Here is a 22,393-nt window from a genome sequence, read left to right on the forward strand (position 1 = left end):
TATCATACGACTTTTAAATTCATGGTGCTTTTTTATGGCCGCATGGACTCCTCATGTCACTGTCGCTACAGTCGTTGAAAAAGATGGACGCTATCTTTTTGTCGAAGAACATAGCGAAGGTTTTGTACACACAGTGTTTAATCAACCTGCTGGTCATGTGGAATGTGGTGAAACACTAACAGAAGCAGCGATCCGTGAAACGCTTGAAGAAACAGGACATCATATAGATATAGATGCCCTACTTGGTATTTATACTTATACCCCCCCTATGTTTCCGGACCGTACTTATTATCGCTTCTGCTTTTTAGCGCATGTGACCCACGTCGAAAGCGACCCAAAACTTGATACAGGTATTGTTTCTGCTGTCTGGATGACTCTAGATGAACTTAAAGAATCTGCCCGTGCACGTAGCCCTCTTGTCATTAAAGCCATTGAAGACGCCATGAAAGGACAACATTATCCTTTAGCTCTTATTTATGAGCACCCTTTCTCTCCCTCATTAACTTCTCATTTGGATGCCTAGTCCTATGCAACAACGTGTCATCGTCGGTATGTCTGGTGGCGTAGATTCCTCTGTTTCTGCGGCGCTCTTACTTCAACAGGGTTATCAAGTTGAAGGCCTTTTCATGAAAAACTGGGAGGAAGATGACGGCACGGAATACTGTACGGCAATGGAAGATTTAGCCGATGCTCAAGCAGTCGCAGATAAAATCGGTATTAAACTTCATACTGCAAACTTTGCTATGGAATATTGGGACCGCGTATTCGAACACTTCTTGGCTGAATATGCAGCCGGTCGCACTCCAAACCCAGATATCTTATGTAATAAAGAAATTAAGTTTCGCGCATTTTTAGATCATGCCATGACCTTAGGTGCAGATTTTATTGCAACAGGTCACTATGCTCGTCGTGCTGAAACTGCTTATAACTCTAAAGGTGAGGCATATGCACCTTTATTACGTGGTTTAGATAACAATAAAGACCAAACTTATTTCTTACATGCAGTGCATGGCCGTGAAATTAACAAAACGCTCTTCCCTGTAGGTGAAATTGAAAAACCGGAAGTTCGTAGAATTGCTGAAGAACTGGACTTAGCAACTGCGAAGAAAAAAGATTCAACTGGTATATGTTTTATCGGTGAACGTCGCTTTAATGACTTCCTTAAGCAATATTTACCCGCTCAACCAGGTAAAATTGTACTTGATAACGGCAAAGAAGTTGGTGAACATCACGGTCTGATGTACTATACGCTCGGTCAACGTGGCGGTATTGGTCTAGGCGGTATGAAAGGTGCATCAGAAGGTGCATGGTTTGTACTTCATAAAGATGTTGCCAATAACCGTTTAGTGGTCGGCCAAGGACATGATCACCCACTTATGCAAAGTACACAGCTTTGGAGTGAGGCCATTGACTGGGTAGCAGGCGAGCAAAATATTCCGGCTGAAGGATTACGTTGCACCGCTAAAACACGCTATCGCCAGCCTGATCAAGCTTGTACAGTGTTTATTGATGAAAATAGTGAGCATGGTGTTCGTGTTGAGTTTGATGAACCTCAACGTGCAGTTACACCAGGCCAAAGTGTTGTATTTTATTCGGATGAAGTTTGCCTAGGCGGGGGTGTTATTCACCATACAAACGCCCCTACACCAAATTTTATTTAAGGGAATGAATGGCATGGTGGAGTTACCCTTTCAACAATCACAAGCCTTGAGTGTTCGCCAAAACCGTGCCCTTGCCTTGGCTGGGGTATTTCAAGCGACCCAGCTTACGCATATGACCGCCATGACAGGTCAGCAAAGTATTGGTGAAAGCGGTAACTTTTATTTTGAGTTATTAATAAAGGCGAGTTTAAATATTCGCCCTACAACAAATAATAATACTGTTCAGACGTTGGATTTTTTTAATCAATTGGCTGATATTTCGTTGGGTCTTAAAACTCTTGAAAATTGTATCACTCAGCCTTTTACCAATGCGCCTAAATCTCGTTTGCCTAAAATGCGTAGTGCAAAGCTTCCAATGTCTTATGCGATGTCACTTTTGCAGTTAGAGAAAAAGGTCTATAGCAATCCTGAATATGTGGCGATTATTGAAAAAGCGCAGCAGAAGATTTTAAAACAGCTTTCTTTTTTTGATAATAACTATTTACACCCAAGTATTTTAGCCAATTTGGCGCAAACCTATGTTGATACTGCCGGACAGATTAATCCACGTATTCTTGTTCGTGGTAATGCTGAGGCATTTAAAGATACCAACCATACCAACCGTATTCGTGCTTGTCTGTTTACGGGGCTACAAATGGCCCATTTATGGCGACAACTCGGCGGTAGTTCATGGAACATGATTTTTAGCAAACGTAAATTGCTACAGGATATTCAAGCACTTGCTCGTTTACAGTACCAAGTTATCTAAGGCTGTAACGAGATTATTTTTGTTTTATGTTTATTCCAGCATTAAGGAATCGTTATGAACGCTTTAACCGCACTATCACCATTAGATGGACGTTATGCCAGCAAATGTGATGCGCTACGCCCTTTTCTTTCTGAGTTTGGTTTAATTCATGCTCGTGTCACTGTGGAAGTGCGTTGGTTACAAGCGCTTTCTAACCGTCCGGAAATTGTTGAAGTTGCTCCTTTCTCAGCTGAAACAAATGCAGCTCTAGATGCAATCGTAAGCAACTTCTCTGAAGAAGATGCGAACCGCATTAAAGAAATTGAACGCACAACTAACCATGACGTAAAAGCAGTTGAATACTTCTTGAAAGAGAAAATTGCAGGTATTGCTGAATTACAAAATGCAGGTGAGTTCATTCACTTTGCTTGTACATCAGAAGATATCAATAACTTGTCTCATGCACTTATGCTTAAAAACGGTCGTGAAGTTTTAGTATCAAGCATGAAGCAAATTTTAAATGCAATCTCTGCTTTAGCTACAACTCATGCTGAACAACCGATGTTGTCTCGTACACATGGTCAAACTGCTAGCCCAACAACTTTGGGTAAAGAAATGGCGAACGTTGCATATCGTTTAGCTCGCCAAATCAAACAATTTGAAAATGTTGAATTACTAGGCAAAATCAATGGTGCTGTAGGTAACTACAATGCTCACCTTTCTGCTTATCCAAATGTGGATTGGCCAGCGCATTCACAAGCTTTTGTTGAATCTTTAGGTTTAACATTTAACCCATATACAACTCAAATTGAGCCACACGACTACATGGCTGAATTATTTGACGCGTTACGTCGTTTCAATACAATATTGATCGACTTTAACCGTGACGTATGGGGTTATATCTCTTTAGGTTACTTCAAGCAAAAACTTAAAGAAGGTGAAGTTGGCTCATCAACTATGCCACATAAAGTTAACCCAATCGACTTTGAAAACTCTGAAGGTAACTTAGGCATTGCAAATGCAGTGTTGGCTCACTTAGGCGAAAAATTACCAATTTCTCGCTGGCAGCGTGACTTAACTGACTCAACTGTACTTCGTAACATGGGTGTTGGTTTTGCTCAAAGCTTAATTGCTTTTGATGCTTGCTTAAAAGGTATTGGTAAACTTGAACTCAATGCAAACCGCTTAAATGAGGATCTTGACCAAGCTCAAGAAGTTCTTGCAGAGCCAATTCAAACAGTTATGCGTCGTTATAACGTTGAAAAACCATATGAGAAGTTAAAAGCATTAACTCGCGGTCAAGCAATGACGCGTGACATGATGGTTGACTTCGTAAATGGTAACGAACTTGCTCAAGTACCAAGTGAAGAGCGTGCTCGCTTAGCTGAGCTTACACCTGCAACTTACACAGGTAATGCTGCTGAACAAGCTAAACAAATTAACGAATTAATTAGCAAAATCTAATTAAAAAAGTTATAAAAAGCGAAGCTTAGGCTTCGCTTTTTTATTACACTCATACAAATCAGAATAAAGACTTATTTATAAAATGATCGAAAAAGAATTCAATGTTAAACACTATATTGCACTTGGCCTGCTTCTTATTGCCATTATCATTTCAGGTATTCAACCACTTGAGTTTGAGGCTTATTTGCTTCATCAAGCTGGCACTGTTTTTATGGTGATTTTGCTTTTTATTATTTTCAAAAAAACTGGACTCGATTTCTTAAGTTTTACTTTTTATCTACTGTTTTTATTAATCCATATTATTGGTGCTCACTATCTCTACTCCTACGTTCCATACAATGACTGGATACAACAGGTGTTCCATTTCAACCTAGATCAATATATGGGCTGGTCCCGCAATATGTATGATCGTTTAGTTCATCTTGCCTATGGTGTTTTGCTCTATCCTCTTATTTATCGTGTATTCCAAGTATGGTTACCCACTGCACGTCCTTTTTCTTTATTCTTACTTGTAGTCCAGTTTGTGATGGCGTCTAGTGTCTTTTATGAACTGATCGAATGGGCAATTGCAATCGGGCTATCACCTGAACAAGCTGAAAATTATAATGGGCAACAAGGTGATATGTGGGATGCACATAAAGACATGTTACTCGCTACAATTGGCGCAATCCTCTATGGGCTAATCGCTCTTCTCACAACAACAAAAAATCAAACAATAAATTAAAATTAAAAAAGCGCTCATTGAGCGCTTTTTACATGTTGTCTCAAATACCCTAAGCAACTGGATAAGTTTGATCTAAAAGGTTTTGTAAAACCGAAGAAGTTGTATCAGGTAAAGGATGATCAGCATTTGATGTTGTCTGACCAACTGATGCATTTACTTCGATTGGCTCAGATGCCTGAGTCGTTTTTAACGCCGTTGATGAGAGAAGTTTTGCGATTGGGTCTGACTCACTAGCCGTAGAACTTTTTAATAAATCATCTAAAGCAACCGATTTCTGCGGGTTATTCGTCTCAGTTGTTGTATTTTGCGCTACCTTTAAAGTATGCAATCCGACACTATCTGCCAAAGATGGCCCTTCTGTACTTAAAGTATCTACTGAAGTTTCAGACAGGCTCGCAGCTTTCGGTGCAACTACATAAAAGGTAAATGGAGAACTTGCCTCACTGGTAAGGCCTGCCGCATCAGTTTGAGTCAAAGTAATAGTATGCTTACCAAGAGCTAAGTCTTTATCAAATGTAAATGACCAAGATCTACCACTTGTTACCGTCACAACTCCAATTGCAACACCATTATCATAAATCGTAAGAGTTGCATTTGCTTCACCTGAGCCTGTAAGTTTTGGTCTAGCATCGTCAGTTTCAGAACCAGCCGTTATAGCTCCTTTAACAGCGCCTACATCATCATCTACGCTATTTAATATAGGTTTTGCTGGTGGTGTTGTATCTTTTGTACCTACAATATCAACAACTTCAGACTTATTTCCAGCATTATCTATAGCTGATACCGAAGCATGTTTATTATCCGTTAAAGCTGGTGAAATAGAAATTGTAAATTTTCCATTCGCATCTGCTGTTCCACTACCAATTACCTTCCCTGTTGTATCTTTAATTTCAATTTTGGCATTTGCCTCAGCCGTACCGGTTACAGAAGTACCATCTGTATTAATTTGAACAGTCGGTTTATCTGGTGCAATCGAGTCAAAGCCTGGCGTAATTTCAACTGGTTTAGATACATTACCAGCAGCATCTTCCACAACCACTGTGCCCTTTTGCGCCTCTTTTAAAGCAGGTGAAAGTGTAATTTGAAATTCACCTTGAGCATCGGCAGTCCCACTTCCAATCACTTTACCATCGGCATCTTTTATTTGAACTTTTACATTTGCTTCAGTTTTACCATGTATTACCGATCCTTCTTTATTTACTTCAACAAAAGGAGATGCTGGTGGTATGGTATCTTTACCCGCAATAATTTTAACTTCCTCAGATTTGTTACCCGCAGCATCTTCGGCAACCACTTTACCGCCCGCTTCACTGGTTAATGGTGGAGTAAGTTTTAAAGAATAAATACCATCTTTATTCGCAAAAACAGTTCCTAATACTTTGCCAGTGGCATCATAAACAGTGATTTTTGCATTTGCTTCTGCTTTACCTGTCACTAAGGAACCATCATCACTCAATTGAGCTTGTGGAACATCTGGGGCAATTGTATCTTTTGTTCCTGTTACCACAGTAACTTTAGAATTATTTCCAGCCGCATCTTGGGCAATAACATTTAATTTATCCCCATTCACTAACGGCTTATCTAATTTAATCGTGTAATTTCCACTCGCATCAGCAACACCTGAGGCCACTGTATTACCTGCTGCATCTTTAATGTAGATTTTCGCATTTGCTTCAGTTTTGCCAGTCACTGTCACAGTATCATCAGCAAGCGTAGCTGTAGGAGCAGCAGGTGCTATTAAATCGGGGGTACTGGGTGAATCATCTTTGTCATCATTATCAAATGCCCAAAGATATAAACCTTCAGCGGCTAAAACTGCTAAGCCTGCTTTTAGTACATTACCCATCGAAAAGCTTGGATCATTATCAACAGCCATTGTTGCAGTTGAAGGGCTGGTACTGGTATAGGCCAAATCCGTAACATGATTTAAGCCTCTATAATCTATAACCTTACCTTGAGCATCAAATTGTGCTTCAACAAATTTTCCTTGTTCAGTTGGAAAAACGAGTGAATGCTCTGTTGTATTCGTTGCTTCATTAAAGAAATTTTCTAAGACAATTGTTTCTCCATTTTTTAAATGGATGACTAGACTTCCACCCTGCTTTTCCATCGATGCGATATCTTTTTGACTTACACCAATTTGAATAATAGTAGGTTGGTTTAAAACCACCTTATTGAGCTGACCATCTTGCAGAACGTCCAAACCCTCTTTGGATGCTACAATTATTCTTGTCATTATTTCCTGTCCTAAATTTCAGTTATATTTTTAAATGTTTATCTTTTAAATGGATCATCTAAAAGCTATTTTATTGTTGCCTAAAATATCAAAATCACTTATTTATCACAATTCAATAAGTATATTTATCAACAATTTTTTTTGAATCTTTATTCAATATCTATTTTTTATAAAAATGAATTGTCGTTCCGGCAATTCAAATCAAATTCTTTTAACCTTTTGCATAAAAAAGAGCACCCCTAAAAGGCACTCTTTAATTTGAAAATATATCTTAATTAAAATTTAGTATCGCGCATTTGAACTAAAGTTGAATTCGCTTTTGCTAAAGTATCAGCCACTTTATTCATTACAGCCGGAATCAGGCTATCTGCCATTTGAGCTGCTTGCAAACCTAATTTTTCACCCAAAGTTGCTTTTTTACGGGTATTAATTACATATACGTCATGCTGAGGTAACAACGCTAATAGATACTCATCGGAAGTTTGTAGTTTATCTACAAGGTTTAAATCAAGTGCATCTTGACCATACCAATGTTCACCTGTAGCAACCTTGTCTACATTAAGCTGTGGACGATATTTCTCTACAAAGTGCTTAAACAACACATGCGTTTGTTGTAGCTCTTCTTCAAACTTCGCCTTACCTTCAGGAGTATTCTCACCAAACATGGTGACAGTACGTTTATATTGCCCTGCTGTGTAAAGTTCGAAGTCCACGTTATGTTCTTTTAAAAGACGATTAAAATTTGGTACCTGAGCCACGACACCAATCGAACCCACGACAGCAAACGGTGCAGAAATAATTTCATTTGCAATACAAGCCATCATGTAGCCGCCACTTGCCGCGACCTTATCGACACAAATCGTTAAATGAAAACCTGCATCACGCAAACGAACCAATTGAGCTGCCGCCAATCCATATCCATGAACCATACCACCCGGACTTTCAAGACGTACCACAACACGGTCACGTCCAGCTTTAGCCGTTGCTAAAATAAGGGTGATTTCTTCACGAAGGTTTTCAACCGCAGATGCCTGAATGTCACCTTTAAAATCTAAAACAAAAATTTTCTGGTTGTTCTTACGGCGAATTTTAGCTTCTTTTGCAAGTTGTTGAGCCAATTGTAAAAGCTCTAAACGGCTTGCTGTGGTTTGTGCAATTTTTTTTCTCTGTTCATTTACACGTGCATTTAAATGACTGACACGTATTTCCGCAGGGAGTTTAGGCAAATGGAATAACATAAAATTCTATGCTCATAAGTTTGTCTTTATAGCCTTAAGATGTGGTTCTTTTAATTAAAATTCAATAGCGATTTTGCAAAATAGAGTCATTTTCATTTATTAAATAAAAAAAGAGCACTAGGCTCTTTTTCTATTACAACGATCAATTAACCGAAACGGCCAGTAATGTACGCTTCTGTCAATTGGTGGTCAGGCTGAGTAAATACTTTCTCTGTAGAGTTTACTTCAATCAAATCACCTAAATGGAAGTAAGCTGTACGGTCTGAAACACGAGCTGCTTGTTGCATCGAGTGCGTTACAATAACGATTGTGTATTGATCAGAAAGCTCAGAAATCAGCTCTTCCACTTTCGCCGTTGCGATTGGGTCAAGCGCAGAACAAGGTTCATCCATCAAGATCACTTCTGGACTTACTGCAATTGTACGTGCAATACATAAACGTTGTTGCTGACCACCAGATAAGCCAGTACCCGGTTGGTTTAAACGATCCTTCACTTCTTCCCATAGACCTGCTTTACGCAAGCTATTTTCAACAATTTCTTCTAGGTCATATTTGTCACGTGCTAAACCGTGTAGCTTCGGACCATATGCCACGTTATCAAAAATAGATTTAGGAAATGGATTTGGCTTTTGGAACACCATACCAACCTGTGCACGCAGTAATACAACATCCAGATTTGGATCATAGATATTTTTGTTATCTAAAGTGATCTTACCTGTCACACGACAGCCATCAATCGTGTCGTTCATACGGTTTAAAGTACGCAGGAAAGTCGATTTACCGCAGCCTGATGGCCCAATAAATGCAATTACTTCATTTTGATAAATATCTAAATCGATGCCTTTAATCGCTTCAAAGTCACCATAATAAACATGGGCATCTTGTGCACTGATCTTGATTTCGGTTGAGTTTGGCTTTTTTGAAGCATGTGGTTCAAAATGCGAAACGTACGAAGTGCCATGATGCAGTTGTGTATCTGTAAGTTGAGATTGTTCAGTATTCACTAACTTATCCTTTTCTAAGGAATTCGTAATATCAATAGTATTCATGATTTATCCTCTATTACCAACGCACTTCGAACTTTTTACGTAACCAAATTGCAAGGCTGTTTAAACCAATCATTAATGCAAGAAGTACGATAATCGCAGCAGCAGTACGGCCTTCGAAGAAGTTACGCAACTCATTACCCTGCCATAGATAAACTTGGACAGGTAAAGCAGTTGCTTGATCAAATGGGGTGGTTGGAACACTTGCAACGAATGCACTCATCCCGATTAAAAGTAAAGGTGCAGTTTCACCGAGTGCGTGTGCAACACCAATAATTGCACCCGTCATGATGCCCGGCAACGCTAACGGTAAAACATGATGGAAAACGGTTTGTACTTTAGACGCACCTAAACCTAGGGCAGCTTGTCGAATTGAAGGTGGCACAGCCTTTAAAGAAGCACGTGTTGTAATAATGACTGTTGGTAATGTCATTAAACTTAACACCAAACCACCGACAAAAGGAGCTGACAACGGTAAATGCATCCAGCCAATAAAGATTGCAGCACCCAACAAACCAAACACGATTGAAGGTACAGCAGCAAGGTTATTAATGTTGACTTCAATAATGTCTGTAATGACATTCTTTGGAGCAAACTCTTCAAGATAGATTGCGCTGGCAACACCGATTGGAATTGAAATAATGATCACAATCAGCATCATGAATAATGAACCCATGAATGCGCCTGCAAGACCACTAATCGCTGGTGAACTACGAGAGTCAGGATTCTTAAATAAAGTCGTATTAAAGGTATTTTCAAGTACACCTTTTGCTTTAAGGTCATCTGCCAGCTTGCGGATTTCCGGATCAAGTTGCTGCTGGTCATCTGGTAATGAGCGGTCAATATTACCCTTCAGCCATACATCTACATTGGCATCACCCAAGAAAGTTAGGTTCTCTTTTTTCCCAATGAGTGATGGGTCAGCAAACACCATATCACGTAAGCGATAAGCTTCAGAACTTGCATAAAGGCTACTTAAATAATCGCGTTGTGATGCAAGTGAAGGATCTTTAGCAATCATGCCATTTACGATCAGGCTATCCCAATCGACCATACCCATTTTCGTTTGCCAATCGACATAACGCTCTTGGTAATGTGCAGGTGTTTCACCTTGTGTACGTACCGGCACTGGACCTGCATCAATTACTTTAGGATCGAAGTAGACCGGTACATTCATACTGGTTTGCCAGAATGCCGGTAACCCTTTTGCCAAAATACTGCCAAACAGTAGCGCAACGAATGCAAGGCCAATAACAACTGCTGACAAACCTGCAAAGCGGAAAGCTTTTTCTTTGCGGTGACGTTTAGCCAGTGATTTTTCAATCACTTTTTTACGGCGATCACGTGCCTGAGCAGCGGCTTGTGGATCAAATACGTTCTGATCCATAGGAGACGATGTATTTGATGTACTCATTCGTATTGCTCACGGTATTTACGCACAATGTACAGTGCAACAATGTTTAATCCTAAAGTGATCACAAAGAGTGTTAAACCCAGTGCAAATGCCACCAAGGCCTGTGGGCTCGCAAAATCAGTATCACCCGTTAACTGTTTTACAATGGTTACGGTAACTGTCGAAACAGCTTCAAACGGATTTGCATGTAGAAGTGGGCTGTTCCCTGCTGCCAAAACCACAATCATGGTTTCCCCTACGGCACGCGAAACAGCCAATAAAAATGCCCCTGTAATACCCGGTAAAGCTGCCGGTAAAACCACTTGGCGAATCGTTTCTGATTTGGTTGCGCCCAGTCCTAACGAACCATCACGAAGTGCACGAGGAACTTGAGTAATAATGTCATCAGACAAAGATGAAACGAATGGGATAATCATAATTCCCATTACAAAACCGGCAGTCAAAGCACTGGTTGCATTAATTTCAATACCGACATACGCACCAGCAGCTTTAAAGAATGGCCCAATAATCATCATGGCAAAAACACCATAAACAATTGTTGGAATACCCGCTAAAACTTCAATGGTAGGTTTTGCCCATGAGCGTAACCACGGCGAAGCATACTCAGCTAAATAAATAGCAATCATTAAGCCAACAGGTACAGCAACTAATAAGGCAATACCACTGACCATGAGCGTGCCCCATAGTAATGGTAATAAACCATAACTACCTTCTGCATTACCTGAAGTACTAAAGCCAGGGTTCCATTCTGTACCAAAGAAAAAGTCGATTGGACTTACAAAATGGAAGAAGTGCATTGCCTCACCAAACATCGACATTACAATGCCGATCGTGGTTAAAATTGCAACGCCAGAACATAAGATCAAACCAACATTAATTGCACGCTCAACTTGGTTACGTGCGCGATATTCTTGGCTGATTTTTTTCTTTGCCCACACTAAGCCCAACAAAGCGGCACAGACAACAACAGCAAATTTGGCAAAAGAGCCAATGGTTTGAAATTTTGCATATTGCTGAGCAGCAGCCAACTCATAAGCCGTTGGATGATCACTTACCCCAAAACCAGAAGCGATCGCTTGAACTCGATCAACAAGTACACTTCTTGCTGCTTCATCTAGAGAAGCTGTCACAGAAGCAGGTACGTTGTTAAAGATAATATGATTTAAAATACTTGGCTCAACCAAGTTCCAAATGATCAAAATTAAAAAAGCAGGGATACCGCACCAAAGCCCAACCAGTGCGCCATAATAACCAGGACGAGAATGTAATGTCGCCGAGTTGCTTCCCTTACCTGCTAGGTGGCGGCTCTTTCTCAGCCCAAGTTGATATGCAATTGCCACAAGGGCTAACAACACACCGATAAGTAGCAGATTCATGTATTCTCCACTGTTTTCTCAATTGTCATAATTTGGGAAAAACGTGTTAGACAAAAAGGCTGATGATCGCTTGAGATCACCAGCCCCTATTCAAACCAACTTATTTAACAGTTTTACCTGCTTTAAAGTCAGCTAAAACTTTAGCGCGTTCTGCATCAGACATCGCGATTAAACCATCACGCTCAGCTTTAGAACCTTTACCAGTCGCTTTTTTGCTTAGGAAGTATTCTACGTATTGTGGTAAACCTTTAACTGATTTTAAGTGCTCGCCTTTTACATAGAAGTATAGTGGACGAGATACAGGGTATGTACCATTTAACACAGTTTTCTCAGAAGGAACTACGTTGTTTACTGTCGCTACACGTAACTTGTCACGGTTCATGTCATAGAAACTCAAACCAAATACGCCTACTGCACTTGGAGAAGTTTTTAAGCGAGCTAGAGTTTCTGTATAGTCACCAGCAATTTCAATTACACGACCGTCTTTACGGAAAGTAGAACATGCTTTCTTTTGAGCGTCCTTGTCTAGGCTCTTGAAGTATTCATACGCTTCGCAACCAGCTTCAACCATTTTCTCTTGGAAAACTTCACGCGTACCGTGGTTAGACGCAGGAATAACAAGCGTAATAGGCTCATTAGGAAGTGATTTGTCAATTTGGTTCCAGTTTGTATAAGGGTTTGGAACCAATTTACCTTTTGAAGGTAACTGTGCAGCTAAAGCAGCAAACACATGGTAAGGTTTTAATTTATAAGCTGCTTTGCTTGAGCTAGACGCAAATACAATACCGTCATAACCAATTTTGATTTCTTGAATTTGTTTTACACCAGCTTTGTTACAAGCTTCGATTTCAGTGCTTTTAATTTTACGAGAAGCGTTTGCAACGTCGATTGTGTTGTCACCAACACCTTGACAGAACTGTTTTAAACCAGCAGAAGAACCACCAGAACCTACAACAGGAGTTTTAAATTGAGGGAATGTATTACCAAACTCTTCAGCTACAACGCTGGCAAATGGTAATACAGTTGAAGAACCAGCAATTTGAATCGTATCACGAGCTGCATTTGCAGTCGTTGTTACAGCGGCCCCAGTTACTGCTAATGCAATTGCGATTTGACGTGGATTTAAGCGCATTCTGTTCTCTCTCATTAATGCAATAGGTTGTACGTCACTTTTTGTTGAGTGCTTGTACGCTCTTCGATAGCTGCATTGTGAATAGAAAATATGACAAATAAGTTACAGTATTATGACGCTTTCATGATTTTTATAATGTTCATTGTCATATTTTTAAATCTATTTTATATCAAATATTTAAGATGATTTTATAAATACTTTGCTATTTAGATTTAATGGGAAATATGACAAATGCTCAAAATGATAAAATTATAATTATGCTTAAATTATAAAAACTTAAGTAATTTAATGAATTGATGTTACAAAATTATTTTATTGACACAATTCTCAATTTTTTACGTGTCACCTTTATTTTTAAAAAATTATTTCGCCCGAACATGAAAATATTATGACAAAACAAAAACGGTTACCTGCCTTATGTCAGATAACCGCAATATGACTGTAAATTTAGCTTATTAGTTTGATTGTACTTCCGGCATTGCGACCATTTTTTTACGATACTTAAAGAAATACATAATCGCTAAAACAGCAAGCCAGATAGGCCCCAAAATAACAGCGAGCCTCATATCTGGTGTCATCGCCATAATAATGAGAATGAAACATACAAAGCTAATGGTTAAATAATTACTCCATGGACTAAGAATACTTTGGAATTTGGTTTGACGCTTTTGCAATTTCATTGCTTTGGTAAATTTCAAATGCGTGACTGAAATCATAAGCCAGTTAATAACAAGCGCAGCCACAACTAACATCATAAAGAGCTGAAAAGCTTGACCTGGAATTAAATAGTTGACCACTACACAGACTGCTGTAATTGAAGCAGACACAATTGCTGCAGGGACCGGAATACCGCGGCTGTTCACTTTTTTCAAAATTGCTGGCGCATTGCCCTGCTCTGCTAAACCATGCAACATACGACTATTACAGTAAATACAACTGTTATAAACCGAAATAGCAGCAATCAAGACCACAAAGTTCAGAACATTCGCAACGCCATTACTATTGAGGGACTGGAAAATTAAGACAAACGGGCTACCGCCTTCTGCCACCATATTCCATGGATAAAGACATAAAAGAATACCGATTGCACCAATGTAAAAAATCAAAATGCGATAAACAATCTGGTTTACTGCCTTTGGAATTGTTGTTTCAGGTTTTTTCGTTTCAGCTGCTGCAATACCGATAAGCTCTAGACCACCGAATGCAAACATAATGACAGCCAAGGCCATAATAAAGCCATGAATACCATGCGGGAAGAAACCACCGTGTTGCCATAAATTTGCAACACCCGCTTGCGGACCTGCTGAGCCTGAAAGTAAAAGATAAGCACCGAAGCCAATCATACTTAAAATCGCAACAATTTTAATGCAGGAAAATAAGAACTCCGATTCCCCAAAAAAGCGGACATTTACCAAGTTAATGCCGTTAATTAAAATAAAGAAAAATAAAGCAGTGAGCCATGTCGGAATTTCTGGCCACCAAAACTGAATAAAAGTACCGATTGCACTCAGTTCAGCCATACTCACCAGTACATACAAAACCCAGTAGTTCCAGCCAGACATAAAACCAGCCATTTTGCCCCAGTATTTGTTCGCAAAATAACTAAAAGAACCACTTACCGGTTCTTCAACAACCATTTCACCTAAATGACGCATAATCAAAAAGGCAATAATTCCTGCAATTGCATATCCCAATAAAATTGAAGGACCTGCCAGTTTAATTGTTTGTGATAGACCTAAGAATAACCCTGTTCCGATCGCCCCTCCGAGTGCGATGAGTTGAATATGCCGATTGGATAAGCCTTGTTTTAACTCGTGCTTATTGTTTGCATCCATAACATTATCTCCAATGTTGGTGTCACTTCCTGTACACCTTTATTCAGCACCATATCCGAAGGTCAGAAACCGACCTTCGGACATAAGTTGCTTTAGTATGAGTCCATTTAATTTTTGAGAAGACGTGTCCTATCTTCTATTTAAAAAGAGATTGCATCCTTACATTTAACTGGTTGGGAACGCTCCTTTAAAATTTCATAGCCGCGATCACCGTAGTCAAAACGTGCAATCACAGAAGCAAATTTTTTCAAACTCACCGGTGCATCCATTGCTGGTAGTTTCAATTCAATAAAGGTTAACTGATCATTTTGCTGAACGTTGTCTAAAACGCTCTTCAGCTGTCCAGCAGTCTCAACCACATAAGTTGTATGGCCTTTTTTACCGTTAAATACTGCTGGGATTTCAGTGTATTTCCAGTTTTGCACGTCGTTATAGGCAGCGTTTTCACCCATAATTAAACGTTCAATGGTGTAGCCGCCATTGTTCAACAAGAAAATAATTGGTTTTAAACCATGGCGGATAATCGTAGAGAGCTCTTGTACCGTAAGCTGGAATGAACCGTCACCAATAAACAAAATTTGACGACGCTCAGGAGCAGCTAACAAACTACCAAGCAAAGCTGGCAAGGTATAACCAATAGAACCCCAAAGCGGCTGAGCAATATATTTAGCTGTAGCAGGAAGTTTGATACCTGACAAAGCAGAGTTTGATGTTCCTACTTCACCAATAATCACATCATCTTCTTTTAAGAACCCTGAAATATAGTTCCAAAGCACATCTTGGCTAAGCTTCTGTTGAGCTGGCGCTTCAATTACTTTCTGAGGTTGTTTTTCAAGAAGAGGTATTGACGATTTACGTGGCGCAACTTTTTTATTTAGCTCGACAAGTAATTGTCCGATTTCAATACCCGGAAAATCCTGACCAAAAATATTTAAGCCATAAGATTTAATTTCGATGTAGTTCTTGGTCTCAATTTGATGCGTAAATACAGCTGAGCCTACATCGGTAAAGCGTGCGCCAACACCAATTAAACAGTCAGACTGTTCAATGATATTTTTCACATGCGGTTGGCTTGCCCCACCCACATAAGTGCCAATGTAGCGTGGTGAGCCTTCATCCATAATATTTTTTGCAGTATTCATACCTGCAAATGGAATTGAGCATTTTTGAGATAAATCATTTAAAAGTGACGTTACACCAAACACTGAGGCTTCATTATCAATTAAAAGCGCTGGACTTTGAGCATTCTCAATAATGTCACAAAGTTTACTTACCACACTTTGCAATAATTCAGGTTCAACAGCTGGGTAGCTTAGGTCGAGCGGACGCTCAGACACTTCAATTTTAACGTGAGTAATATCACCAGGTAGTTGGATATGTACAGGACGGCGTTCAAGAAAACACTGACGCAATACACGGTCAATTTCAGAAGCTGCATTTGCAGGAGTTAAACGAGTTTGGGCAACTGTGAACTCTTTCATACAGTTCATAATATTGTCGTAGTTACCATCAACTAACGTATGATGTATGAGAGTACCCTTTTGAACTGCATGTAAAGGTGGAATACCTGAGATATGAATAAGAGGTACATTTTCTGCATAGGCACCTGCAATACCATTAATGGCACTTAAGTCACCTACACCATAAGTGGTTGCCAAGGCAGAAAAACCGTTAATTCGTGCATAACCGTCTGCTGCATAGGCAGCATTTAATTCATTACAATTTCCAATAAATTCGAGTTGTGGGTCTGCTTCAACTTGTTCTAGATATGAGAGGTTAAAATCACCAGGTACACCAAAAAGATGTTGGATACCCATTTGTTTTAGACGAAGATTTAAAAATTCACCAATTTCTATGAACATTGCTCTATATCCTTTGAGACCAATTTTTATTCCATAGAAAAATAATATTTCATCTATCTTTTAGATTTCGTGCATAATGAAAACGCATTTTAATAAAAATACATGATTTGTGTATCATAAAAGGATTTTATGCAATGGATAAGTTCGACTGGCAAATCATTCAGGCACTACAAAAGAATGGACGACTCACCAATCAGGAAATTGGAGATTTAATCGGTTTATCTGCTTCTCAATGTTCAAGACGACGTCAATTGCTTGAACAAAAGGGCGTGATTCTTGGCTACACGGCACGCATCCAGCAACAGGCGCTAGGGCTGGAAGTTACAGCGATGATTCACATAAACTTAAGAACACACGAGGCGAAATCACAGCAGGCTTTCCAAGAGCTGATTGAAGCTGAAGATAACATTCAGGATGCATTTTCAATTAGTGGTGATGCAGATTTTATTTTAAAAGTCGTTGCTGAAAATTTAGAACAGCTTTCACAATTTGTGACTGAAAGATTACTTTCTTATAATTTTATAGGCCACATAAAGTCTTACATTGTTCTGAAAAAAATTAAAGAACAGAATCATTTTTTAATCAAGCCTAAAAGCATGAGCTATCATCACTCTCAATAAAATAACTCAGCTTTTCACTCTTAAAAGTGAAAATAAAAAGGCGGATACTAAATCCGCCTTAAAATTAATATTTAGACTTTACTAATATGGACCGTTTGTCCAATCGTATTTTCAAGCAAACCTTCCAAACCAAACTCAGCGCCTAAGCCAGACATTTTCCAGCCTCCGAAAGGTGCATGAGGCAGTACTTCTGCATGGGTATTAATCCAGACCGTTCCGCATTGAAGCTGTGTAGCATAGGTCTGTGCAGCTTTAAGATCAGAAGACCAAATTGAACCACCCAAACCAAACTCACTGTCATTGGCACGAGCAATAGCATCGTTGATATCGGTATATTTTAAAACAGGCAACACTGGACCAAATTGCTCTTCTTGCACCACACGGCAAGAGTCAGAAACTTCAGTCAAAATAGTTGGTGCAATAAAGTAGCCCTGCTCTGGTAGCTGTTGTTGTCCAGAAAGTGCTTTTGCACCTTGTGCAATCGCTTCAGTAATCAGAGCTTTTACCTTGTTATATTGCATTTGGTTTTGTACTGGTCCAAATGTTGTAGAAGATGCCATACCATCCCCCACAACTTGAGCGTTGGCAATATCAGCTAACTTTTGAGATAAAGCTTCATATTGGCTTTCATGCACATATAAACGCTTTAACGCCGCACATGTTTGACCAGCATTCAAGAACGCCATATTAAAAATCTTAGCAGCAATTTCATCGATATTTGCATCTGGTAATACAATACCAGCATCATTACCACCAAGCTCTAAAGTTAAGTGTTTTAGCTGCTGTGCTGCACCAGCCATAATGTGTTGACCTGTTCGAGTTGATCCCGTAAACACGACTTTTTGCACATCTGGATGAGAAGATAATGCTTCACCAATCTCACCAGCACCAACCACAATTGAGATTACACCTGCTGGAACTTCTTGCTGAATGATTTCACATAAACGTAAAGTCGATAATGGTGTGTATTCAGAAGGTTTGCTAATGACAACGTTACCTGCACGTAAAGCAGGCATGATATGCCAAACTGCAATCATGAGTGGCCAGTTCCATGGCGTAATTGAAGCCACTACACCCAGTGGTTGGCGATGGCGCTCAATACGCTTAGTTTCACTGTCTTCAATTACTTCTACCGGTAAATCCATAGAAGCCGCATAACGCGTCCAGCCAATTGCACCCTGCACTTCCATTTGTGCCAGTGCGAGTGGTTTACCTTGTTCAAGCACCACCAGCTCTGCAAGCATTTCAGCGTGCTTTTCAATACCGTCTGCAATCTTGTTTAAAATTGATTTACGCTCATCATGCGAGACAAGCTGCCAAGCTTTAGAAGCCTGTTTAGCTGCACTAATAGCTTGATTCACTTGTGCAACTGATGCTTTTGCACAATGTGCCGCAGTTAAGCCTGTAGCAGGATTAATAATTTCCAGTTCACCTTGTTCACCTGAACAAAGTTGACCGCCAATAATAAGTTTAAATTCATTAAGCATATTCGCTTGTTGCATTTCTTCTTCCTTGTCTTAATTGTAATTACGACTTCTTACTTTATGCAAAATGGTTTAAAGCAAGTGCCGTATTGATATATCAATGCGACCAAAAAATCGGGAACATACCAATACAATAAGAAATTTGCTCACTATAAATCATGCATAATTATTTTTGTTTTTTGAAAATATGCATGTTTTGTGCATATACCCTTCTTGTGATACACACTTTTAATAAAAATAATATGTAATAAAAAAGCCCGGCAATAAACCGAGCTTTTTAGGGTATCAACTCAATTAGTCGATTGGTGGTACGTAGTTACCAGAAGCAATCGCATCTTTAATGCGTTCAGCTTCAGCCAATACTTGAGCTAAAAGGTTCTTAACGTTGTCGACAGTTACTACAGGGCTTAATGTTGTCATCTTCAATGACTGTACATTACCAACTTTTGTTACACCAATATTTGCTTCACCACGTGCAAACAATTCATCTGCTACGTTTTGGTTCAAGCTATCGATAAACTCAACTGGGTAACCTTCCGGAACAACACGGAACAATACCGAAGCAAATTGTGGTTCAACTAAAAGCTCTAAACCTTCAGTTACCTTGATGTAATCTGCAACTTCACGAGTCAGTTTTACACCATGGTCAATCATTGAACCATATAGCTCTTCGCCGAGTGATTCAATGGTCATCCACAATTTTAAAGCATCAAAACGACGAGTCGTTTGTAATGATTTAGACACAAGGTTAGGTACGCCATGCTCTTCATCATAAGCAGAGTTCAAGTACTCAGCTTCATAATGCATGAAACGATAGTTCGCTTCATCTTTTAACAAGAACGCGCCACAACTGATGCTTTGGAAGTAATGCTTATGGAAGTCGAGAGTGATCGAATCAGACAACTCAATACCATCAAGCATTGCACGATAGTCATTTGATAAGATCAGTGCACCGCCCCACGCAGCATCGATATGCATCCATGAACCATACTTATTAGTAATTTCACGGATTTTTTTCAATGGATCAATTGCACCAGCATCGGTTGTACCTGCTGTCGCAACGACACAAGCAACAACTTTACCTTCAGCTTGAAGATGCGCCATTGTTTTTTCAAGAGCATCAACATCCATCTGTGCATTTTCATTCACAGGAACAGTCACAACTGACTGGAAGCCCATGCCCATCATTGCCATGTTCTTTTGCACAGAGAAATGCGCATTTTCAGAACAGATGACTTTGACGTTTTTCATTGCTTCAGCTGGAATACCATCACGCTGTACAGACCATGGGTTACCATTTTCGTCTTTCCAGTTTTTCGAGATACACCAGTCACGAGCAAGTAATACACCCATCAAGTTAGATTGAGTACCGCCAGAAGTGAAAACACCTGCCTGACCAGAACCGTAACCTACTTTTTGACGCAACCAATCAATAAGCTGCACTTCCATTAATGAACCTGCCGGGCTTTGATCCCATGAGTCCATAGACTGGTTAGTTGCATTGATTAACACTTCCGCGATCTGGCTCATCACCATGGTTGGGCAGTGTAAATGTGCTAATGAATGTGGATGATGTACTTTCAAGCTTTTATTCAAGAAAAGCTCAATCATACGTTGAAGAGATTGTTGTACACCCATACCTTCTTTTGAAGGTTGGAAAGAAATTGCTGAACGCAACTCTTTAATGCTACCGCCTGTGTACATTTTTTCATTTTGCAACCATGCTGAAACGGCTTTTACCGCTTCGCCCATTGCTGACTCATAGTCAGCAATGGATTGTGCATCATTGCAGAGTAACGCTTTACGATGTTCTGCAAAATCCACCATACTTACGCGCCTCGCACTGCAACCAATGCTTCTGCAACTGCTTTCTTAAAGCGAGCAATTACTTCTACACACTCTTCTTGAGTAATGATGAGTGGGCAAAGTAAACGAATTACTGTACCGTTACGACCACCTTTTTCAAGCAATAACTTGTTGTTAAAGCAAGCAGTCTGGATCGCAGCCGCTAACTGAGAGTCAGCAGGGTGAGAACCGATACGGTCAGCAGGTTTACGCTCGTCAACGATTTCAACACCAATCATTAAACCGCGGCCACGTACATTACCGATACATGGGAATTCAGTAGCTAATTTTTTCAATTCAGCTTGTAAGAATTCACCACGCTCTTGTGCATTTTGAGCAAGGTTTTGTTCCTTGATCGTTTCTAATACAACAAGTCCTGTACCCATAGCAAGTTGGTTACCACGGAAAGTACCAGTGTGACCAGCAGGCTGCCAAGCATCAAATTTACGCTTAATACCTAATACTGCAAGTGGTAAACCACCACCTACTGCTTTAGACATTACAACGACATCAGGTTCAATACCGGCATGTTCAAATGCAAACATTTTGCCTGAACGAGCAAAGCCTGCTTGAACTTCGTCTAAAATTAAAACGATGTTGTGCTTTTCAGTCACTTCACGGATTTTTTGCAACCATTTTACTGGAGCTGTAACAACACCGCCTTCACCTTGAATTGCTTCAAGAATAACAGCAGCAGGCTTAGTTACACCGCTTTCAACATCTTCAATAAAGTTTTCGAAATAGTAAGTTAAAGCGTCAACACCAGCTTCACCACCTAGACCAAGTGGGCAGCGATATTCATGCGGATATGGCATGAATTGTACGCCTGGCATTAAGCCATTCACTGCATTTTTTGCACTTAAGTTACCAGTCATTGCAAGTGAACCATGAGTCATACCATGGTAACCACCAGAGAAACTGATCACTGAGCTACGGCCAGTGTAAGTTTTAGCAAGTTTAATTGCTGCCTCAGTCGCATCTGCACCAGAAGGACCACAGAACTGTAAGCAATATTCTTCTTTACCACCTGGTAAATATGCTAACAACGCTTCAGTAAACGCATCTTTTAAAGGTGTGGTTAAGTCTAAAGTATGCAATGGCAAACCACTTGCCAATGTGTCTTGAATACTTTGAATCACCGCAGGATGATTATGACCTAAAGCCAATGTACCTGCCCCAGCTAAACAATCAAGGTACTGTGTACCTTCAACATCAGTAACCCAGCAACCTTGTGCTTTCGCTATCGCTAACGGTAATTTACGTGGATAGCTACGAACATTCGATTCCATTTGACTTTGGCGAGTCAAATAATATTCGTTGGTAGCATTAGTGGCAGGGTTGACAGAAGTAACGCTCATATCGGATTACCATCTCTGATAAGGGTAGAAAGAAATAAGTCTGGTGACTTTTGGTCCTTTGACTCGGTGCTTTATAGAACTAGCGAAGACACATATTTTATATCTTGTAACTAGGAGCGCGATGATACCTAATTTTGCAAGAAAAAAAACGTCTTTTGTGTACTTTACTCATCTAATCTTATTGAAAAATTGTATTATCCCAATAGTTATGATGAATTATCATCATACTATGTGACAACCTAAAGAAAATATTCTTTTTTTATATTCGTGTGATTTTTTAAGTTACATTGAAACACTTTAATTCTAAGCTTTTTATTTTTAAAGAATTTTATTCTTACCAAAAATTAAAAAACTTGATTTAAATATTACAA

General features: G+C 39.6%; 17 protein-coding genes. 6 read left to right on the top strand and 11 right to left on the bottom strand.

Going from position 1 to position 22,393, the window contains the following annotated elements:
* The first annotated feature begins 34 nt into the window (after positions 1-34).
* From KNQ97_RS04270 to KNQ97_RS04290, 5 genes are all read left to right on the top strand, one after another.
* Complete coding sequence (locus KNQ97_RS04270; protein ID WP_000741964.1) at positions 35-523, top strand: NUDIX hydrolase; 489 nt, start codon at positions 35-37, stop codon at positions 521-523.
* A 4-nt stretch (positions 524-527) separates the two neighbouring features.
* Entirely contained in the window at positions 528-1,661 is a 1,134-nt protein-coding gene (gene mnmA, locus KNQ97_RS04275) for a tRNA 2-thiouridine(34) synthase MnmA (protein ID WP_001187604.1), read from the top strand.
* A gap of 13 nt (positions 1,662-1,674) precedes the next feature.
* Positions 1,675-2,409: a high frequency lysogenization protein HflD gene (hflD, locus tag KNQ97_RS04280; protein WP_213075515.1), complete on the top strand. Its 735-nt coding sequence runs from the start codon at positions 1,675-1,677 to the stop codon at positions 2,407-2,409.
* A gap of 54 nt (positions 2,410-2,463) precedes the next feature.
* A complete protein-coding gene (gene purB, locus KNQ97_RS04285) occupies positions 2,464-3,852 on the top strand; it encodes an adenylosuccinate lyase (protein ID WP_000993080.1) in 1,389 nt (462 codons plus the stop codon).
* 82 nt (positions 3,853-3,934) lie between these two features.
* Positions 3,935-4,576 carry a DUF2238 domain-containing protein gene (locus KNQ97_RS04290; protein WP_103236173.1) on the top strand — a complete coding sequence of 214 codons (642 nt, stop codon included), beginning with the start codon at positions 3,935-3,937 and terminating at the stop codon, positions 4,574-4,576.
* Positions 4,577-4,625: 49 nt separating this feature from the next.
* Here the strand turns inward: KNQ97_RS04290 and blp2 are convergent, their stop codons facing one another.
* The 8 genes from blp2 to KNQ97_RS04330 all read right to left on the bottom strand — a co-directional run bounded on the left by blp2 (position 4,626) and on the right by KNQ97_RS04330 (position 16,715).
* The gene (gene blp2 / locus KNQ97_RS04295; RefSeq protein WP_103236174.1) at positions 4,626-6,812 is read right to left on the bottom strand and encodes an Ig-like repeat protein Blp2; all 2,187 of its coding nucleotides are present in this window, start codon (positions 6,810-6,812) and stop codon (positions 4,626-4,628) included.
* A 275-nt stretch (positions 6,813-7,087) separates the two neighbouring features.
* A complete protein-coding gene (sohB, locus tag KNQ97_RS04300; RefSeq protein WP_000897185.1) occupies positions 7,088-8,050 on the bottom strand; it encodes a protease SohB in 963 nt (320 codons plus the stop codon).
* A 146-nt stretch (positions 8,051-8,196) separates the two neighbouring features.
* Positions 8,197-9,099 carry a phosphate ABC transporter ATP-binding protein PstB gene (gene pstB, locus KNQ97_RS04305; protein WP_001091973.1) on the bottom strand — a complete coding sequence of 301 codons (903 nt, stop codon included), beginning with the start codon at positions 9,097-9,099 and terminating at the stop codon, positions 8,197-8,199.
* 13 nt (positions 9,100-9,112) lie between these two features.
* Positions 9,113-10,510, bottom strand: a complete 1,398-nt coding sequence (gene pstA / locus KNQ97_RS04310) for a phosphate ABC transporter permease PstA (RefSeq protein WP_000107954.1) — start codon at positions 10,508-10,510, stop codon at positions 9,113-9,115.
* Complete coding sequence (pstC, locus tag KNQ97_RS04315; protein ID WP_001050725.1) at positions 10,507-11,886, bottom strand: phosphate ABC transporter permease subunit PstC; 1,380 nt, start codon at positions 11,884-11,886, stop codon at positions 10,507-10,509. The genes pstA and pstC overlap by 4 nt, the downstream gene beginning before the upstream one ends.
* 100 nt (positions 11,887-11,986) lie before the next feature.
* On the bottom strand, positions 11,987-13,018 hold the full coding sequence (locus KNQ97_RS04320) for a substrate-binding domain-containing protein (RefSeq protein ID WP_001238909.1): 1,032 nt from the start codon (positions 13,016-13,018) through the stop codon (positions 11,987-11,989).
* A 455-nt stretch (positions 13,019-13,473) separates the two neighbouring features.
* Positions 13,474-14,853, bottom strand: a complete 1,380-nt coding sequence (locus KNQ97_RS04325) for an amino acid permease (protein WP_000339843.1) — start codon at positions 14,851-14,853, stop codon at positions 13,474-13,476.
* A gap of 140 nt (positions 14,854-14,993) precedes the next feature.
* A complete protein-coding gene (locus tag KNQ97_RS04330; protein WP_000469459.1) occupies positions 14,994-16,715 on the bottom strand; it encodes an alpha-keto acid decarboxylase family protein in 1,722 nt (573 codons plus the stop codon).
* Between the two features lie 134 nt (positions 16,716-16,849).
* Here KNQ97_RS04330 and KNQ97_RS04335 point away from each other — a divergent pair, with 134 nt between their 5' ends.
* The gene (locus KNQ97_RS04335; RefSeq protein ID WP_000357090.1) at positions 16,850-17,335 is read left to right on the top strand and encodes an Lrp/AsnC family transcriptional regulator; all 486 of its coding nucleotides are present in this window, start codon (positions 16,850-16,852) and stop codon (positions 17,333-17,335) included.
* Positions 17,336-17,406: 71 nt separating this feature from the next.
* Here the strand turns inward: KNQ97_RS04335 and KNQ97_RS04340 are convergent, their stop codons facing one another.
* The 3 genes from KNQ97_RS04340 to KNQ97_RS04350 all read right to left on the bottom strand — a co-directional run bounded on the left by KNQ97_RS04340 (position 17,407) and on the right by KNQ97_RS04350 (position 22,022).
* Positions 17,407-18,837, bottom strand: a complete 1,431-nt coding sequence (locus KNQ97_RS04340) for an aldehyde dehydrogenase family protein (protein ID WP_253611920.1) — start codon at positions 18,835-18,837, stop codon at positions 17,407-17,409.
* Between the two features lie 276 nt (positions 18,838-19,113).
* Positions 19,114-20,646, bottom strand: a complete 1,533-nt coding sequence (locus tag KNQ97_RS04345; protein ID WP_000227395.1) for an aspartate aminotransferase family protein — start codon at positions 20,644-20,646, stop codon at positions 19,114-19,116.
* A 2-nt stretch (positions 20,647-20,648) separates the two neighbouring features.
* On the bottom strand, positions 20,649-22,022 hold the full coding sequence (locus KNQ97_RS04350) for a diaminobutyrate--2-oxoglutarate transaminase (protein WP_000117540.1): 1,374 nt from the start codon (positions 22,020-22,022) through the stop codon (positions 20,649-20,651).
* Positions 22,023-22,393 lie beyond the last annotated feature (371 nt).

Origin of the sequence: Acinetobacter sp. UC24323, from assembly GCF_024151445.1 — a bacterium.
Classification (GTDB): Bacteria; Pseudomonadota; Gammaproteobacteria; order Pseudomonadales; family Moraxellaceae; genus Acinetobacter; species Acinetobacter baumannii.

Excerpts from the sequence above, each read along its gene's own strand:
- KNQ97_RS04340 (WP_253611920.1), bottom strand. The coding sequence starts at position 18,837 with ATGCAACAAGCGAATATGCTTAATGAATTTAAACTTATTATTGGCGGT.
- pstA (WP_000107954.1), bottom strand. The coding sequence starts at position 10,510 with ATGAGTACATCAAATACATCGTCTCCTATGGATCAGAACGTATTTGAT.
- blp2 (WP_103236174.1), bottom strand. The coding sequence starts at position 6,812 with ATGACAAGAATAATTGTAGCATCCAAAGAGGGTTTGGACGTTCTGCAA.
- KNQ97_RS04320 (WP_001238909.1), bottom strand. The coding sequence starts at position 13,018 with ATGCGCTTAAATCCACGTCAAATCGCAATTGCATTAGCAGTAACTGGG.
- KNQ97_RS04345 (WP_000227395.1), bottom strand. The coding sequence starts at position 20,646 with ATGGTGGATTTTGCAGAACATCGTAAAGCGTTACTCTGCAATGATGCA.
- pstB (WP_001091973.1), bottom strand. The coding sequence starts at position 9,099 with ATGAATACTATTGATATTACGAATTCCTTAGAAAAGGATAAGTTAGTG.
- hflD (WP_213075515.1), top strand. The coding sequence starts at position 1,675 with ATGGTGGAGTTACCCTTTCAACAATCACAAGCCTTGAGTGTTCGCCAA.
- KNQ97_RS04270 (WP_000741964.1), top strand. The coding sequence starts at position 35 with ATGGCCGCATGGACTCCTCATGTCACTGTCGCTACAGTCGTTGAAAAA.
- pstC (WP_001050725.1), bottom strand. The coding sequence starts at position 11,886 with ATGAATCTGCTACTTATCGGTGTGTTGTTAGCCCTTGTGGCAATTGCA.
- purB (WP_000993080.1), top strand. The coding sequence starts at position 2,464 with ATGAACGCTTTAACCGCACTATCACCATTAGATGGACGTTATGCCAGC.
- KNQ97_RS04330 (WP_000469459.1), bottom strand. The coding sequence starts at position 16,715 with ATGTTCATAGAAATTGGTGAATTTTTAAATCTTCGTCTAAAACAAATG.
- KNQ97_RS04290 (WP_103236173.1), top strand. The coding sequence starts at position 3,935 with ATGATCGAAAAAGAATTCAATGTTAAACACTATATTGCACTTGGCCTG.
- KNQ97_RS04325 (WP_000339843.1), bottom strand. The coding sequence starts at position 14,853 with ATGGATGCAAACAATAAGCACGAGTTAAAACAAGGCTTATCCAATCGG.
- KNQ97_RS04350 (WP_000117540.1), bottom strand. The coding sequence starts at position 22,022 with ATGAGCGTTACTTCTGTCAACCCTGCCACTAATGCTACCAACGAATAT.
- mnmA (WP_001187604.1), top strand. The coding sequence starts at position 528 with ATGCAACAACGTGTCATCGTCGGTATGTCTGGTGGCGTAGATTCCTCT.
- sohB (WP_000897185.1), bottom strand. The coding sequence starts at position 8,050 with ATGTTATTCCATTTGCCTAAACTCCCTGCGGAAATACGTGTCAGTCAT.
- KNQ97_RS04335 (WP_000357090.1), top strand. The coding sequence starts at position 16,850 with ATGGATAAGTTCGACTGGCAAATCATTCAGGCACTACAAAAGAATGGA.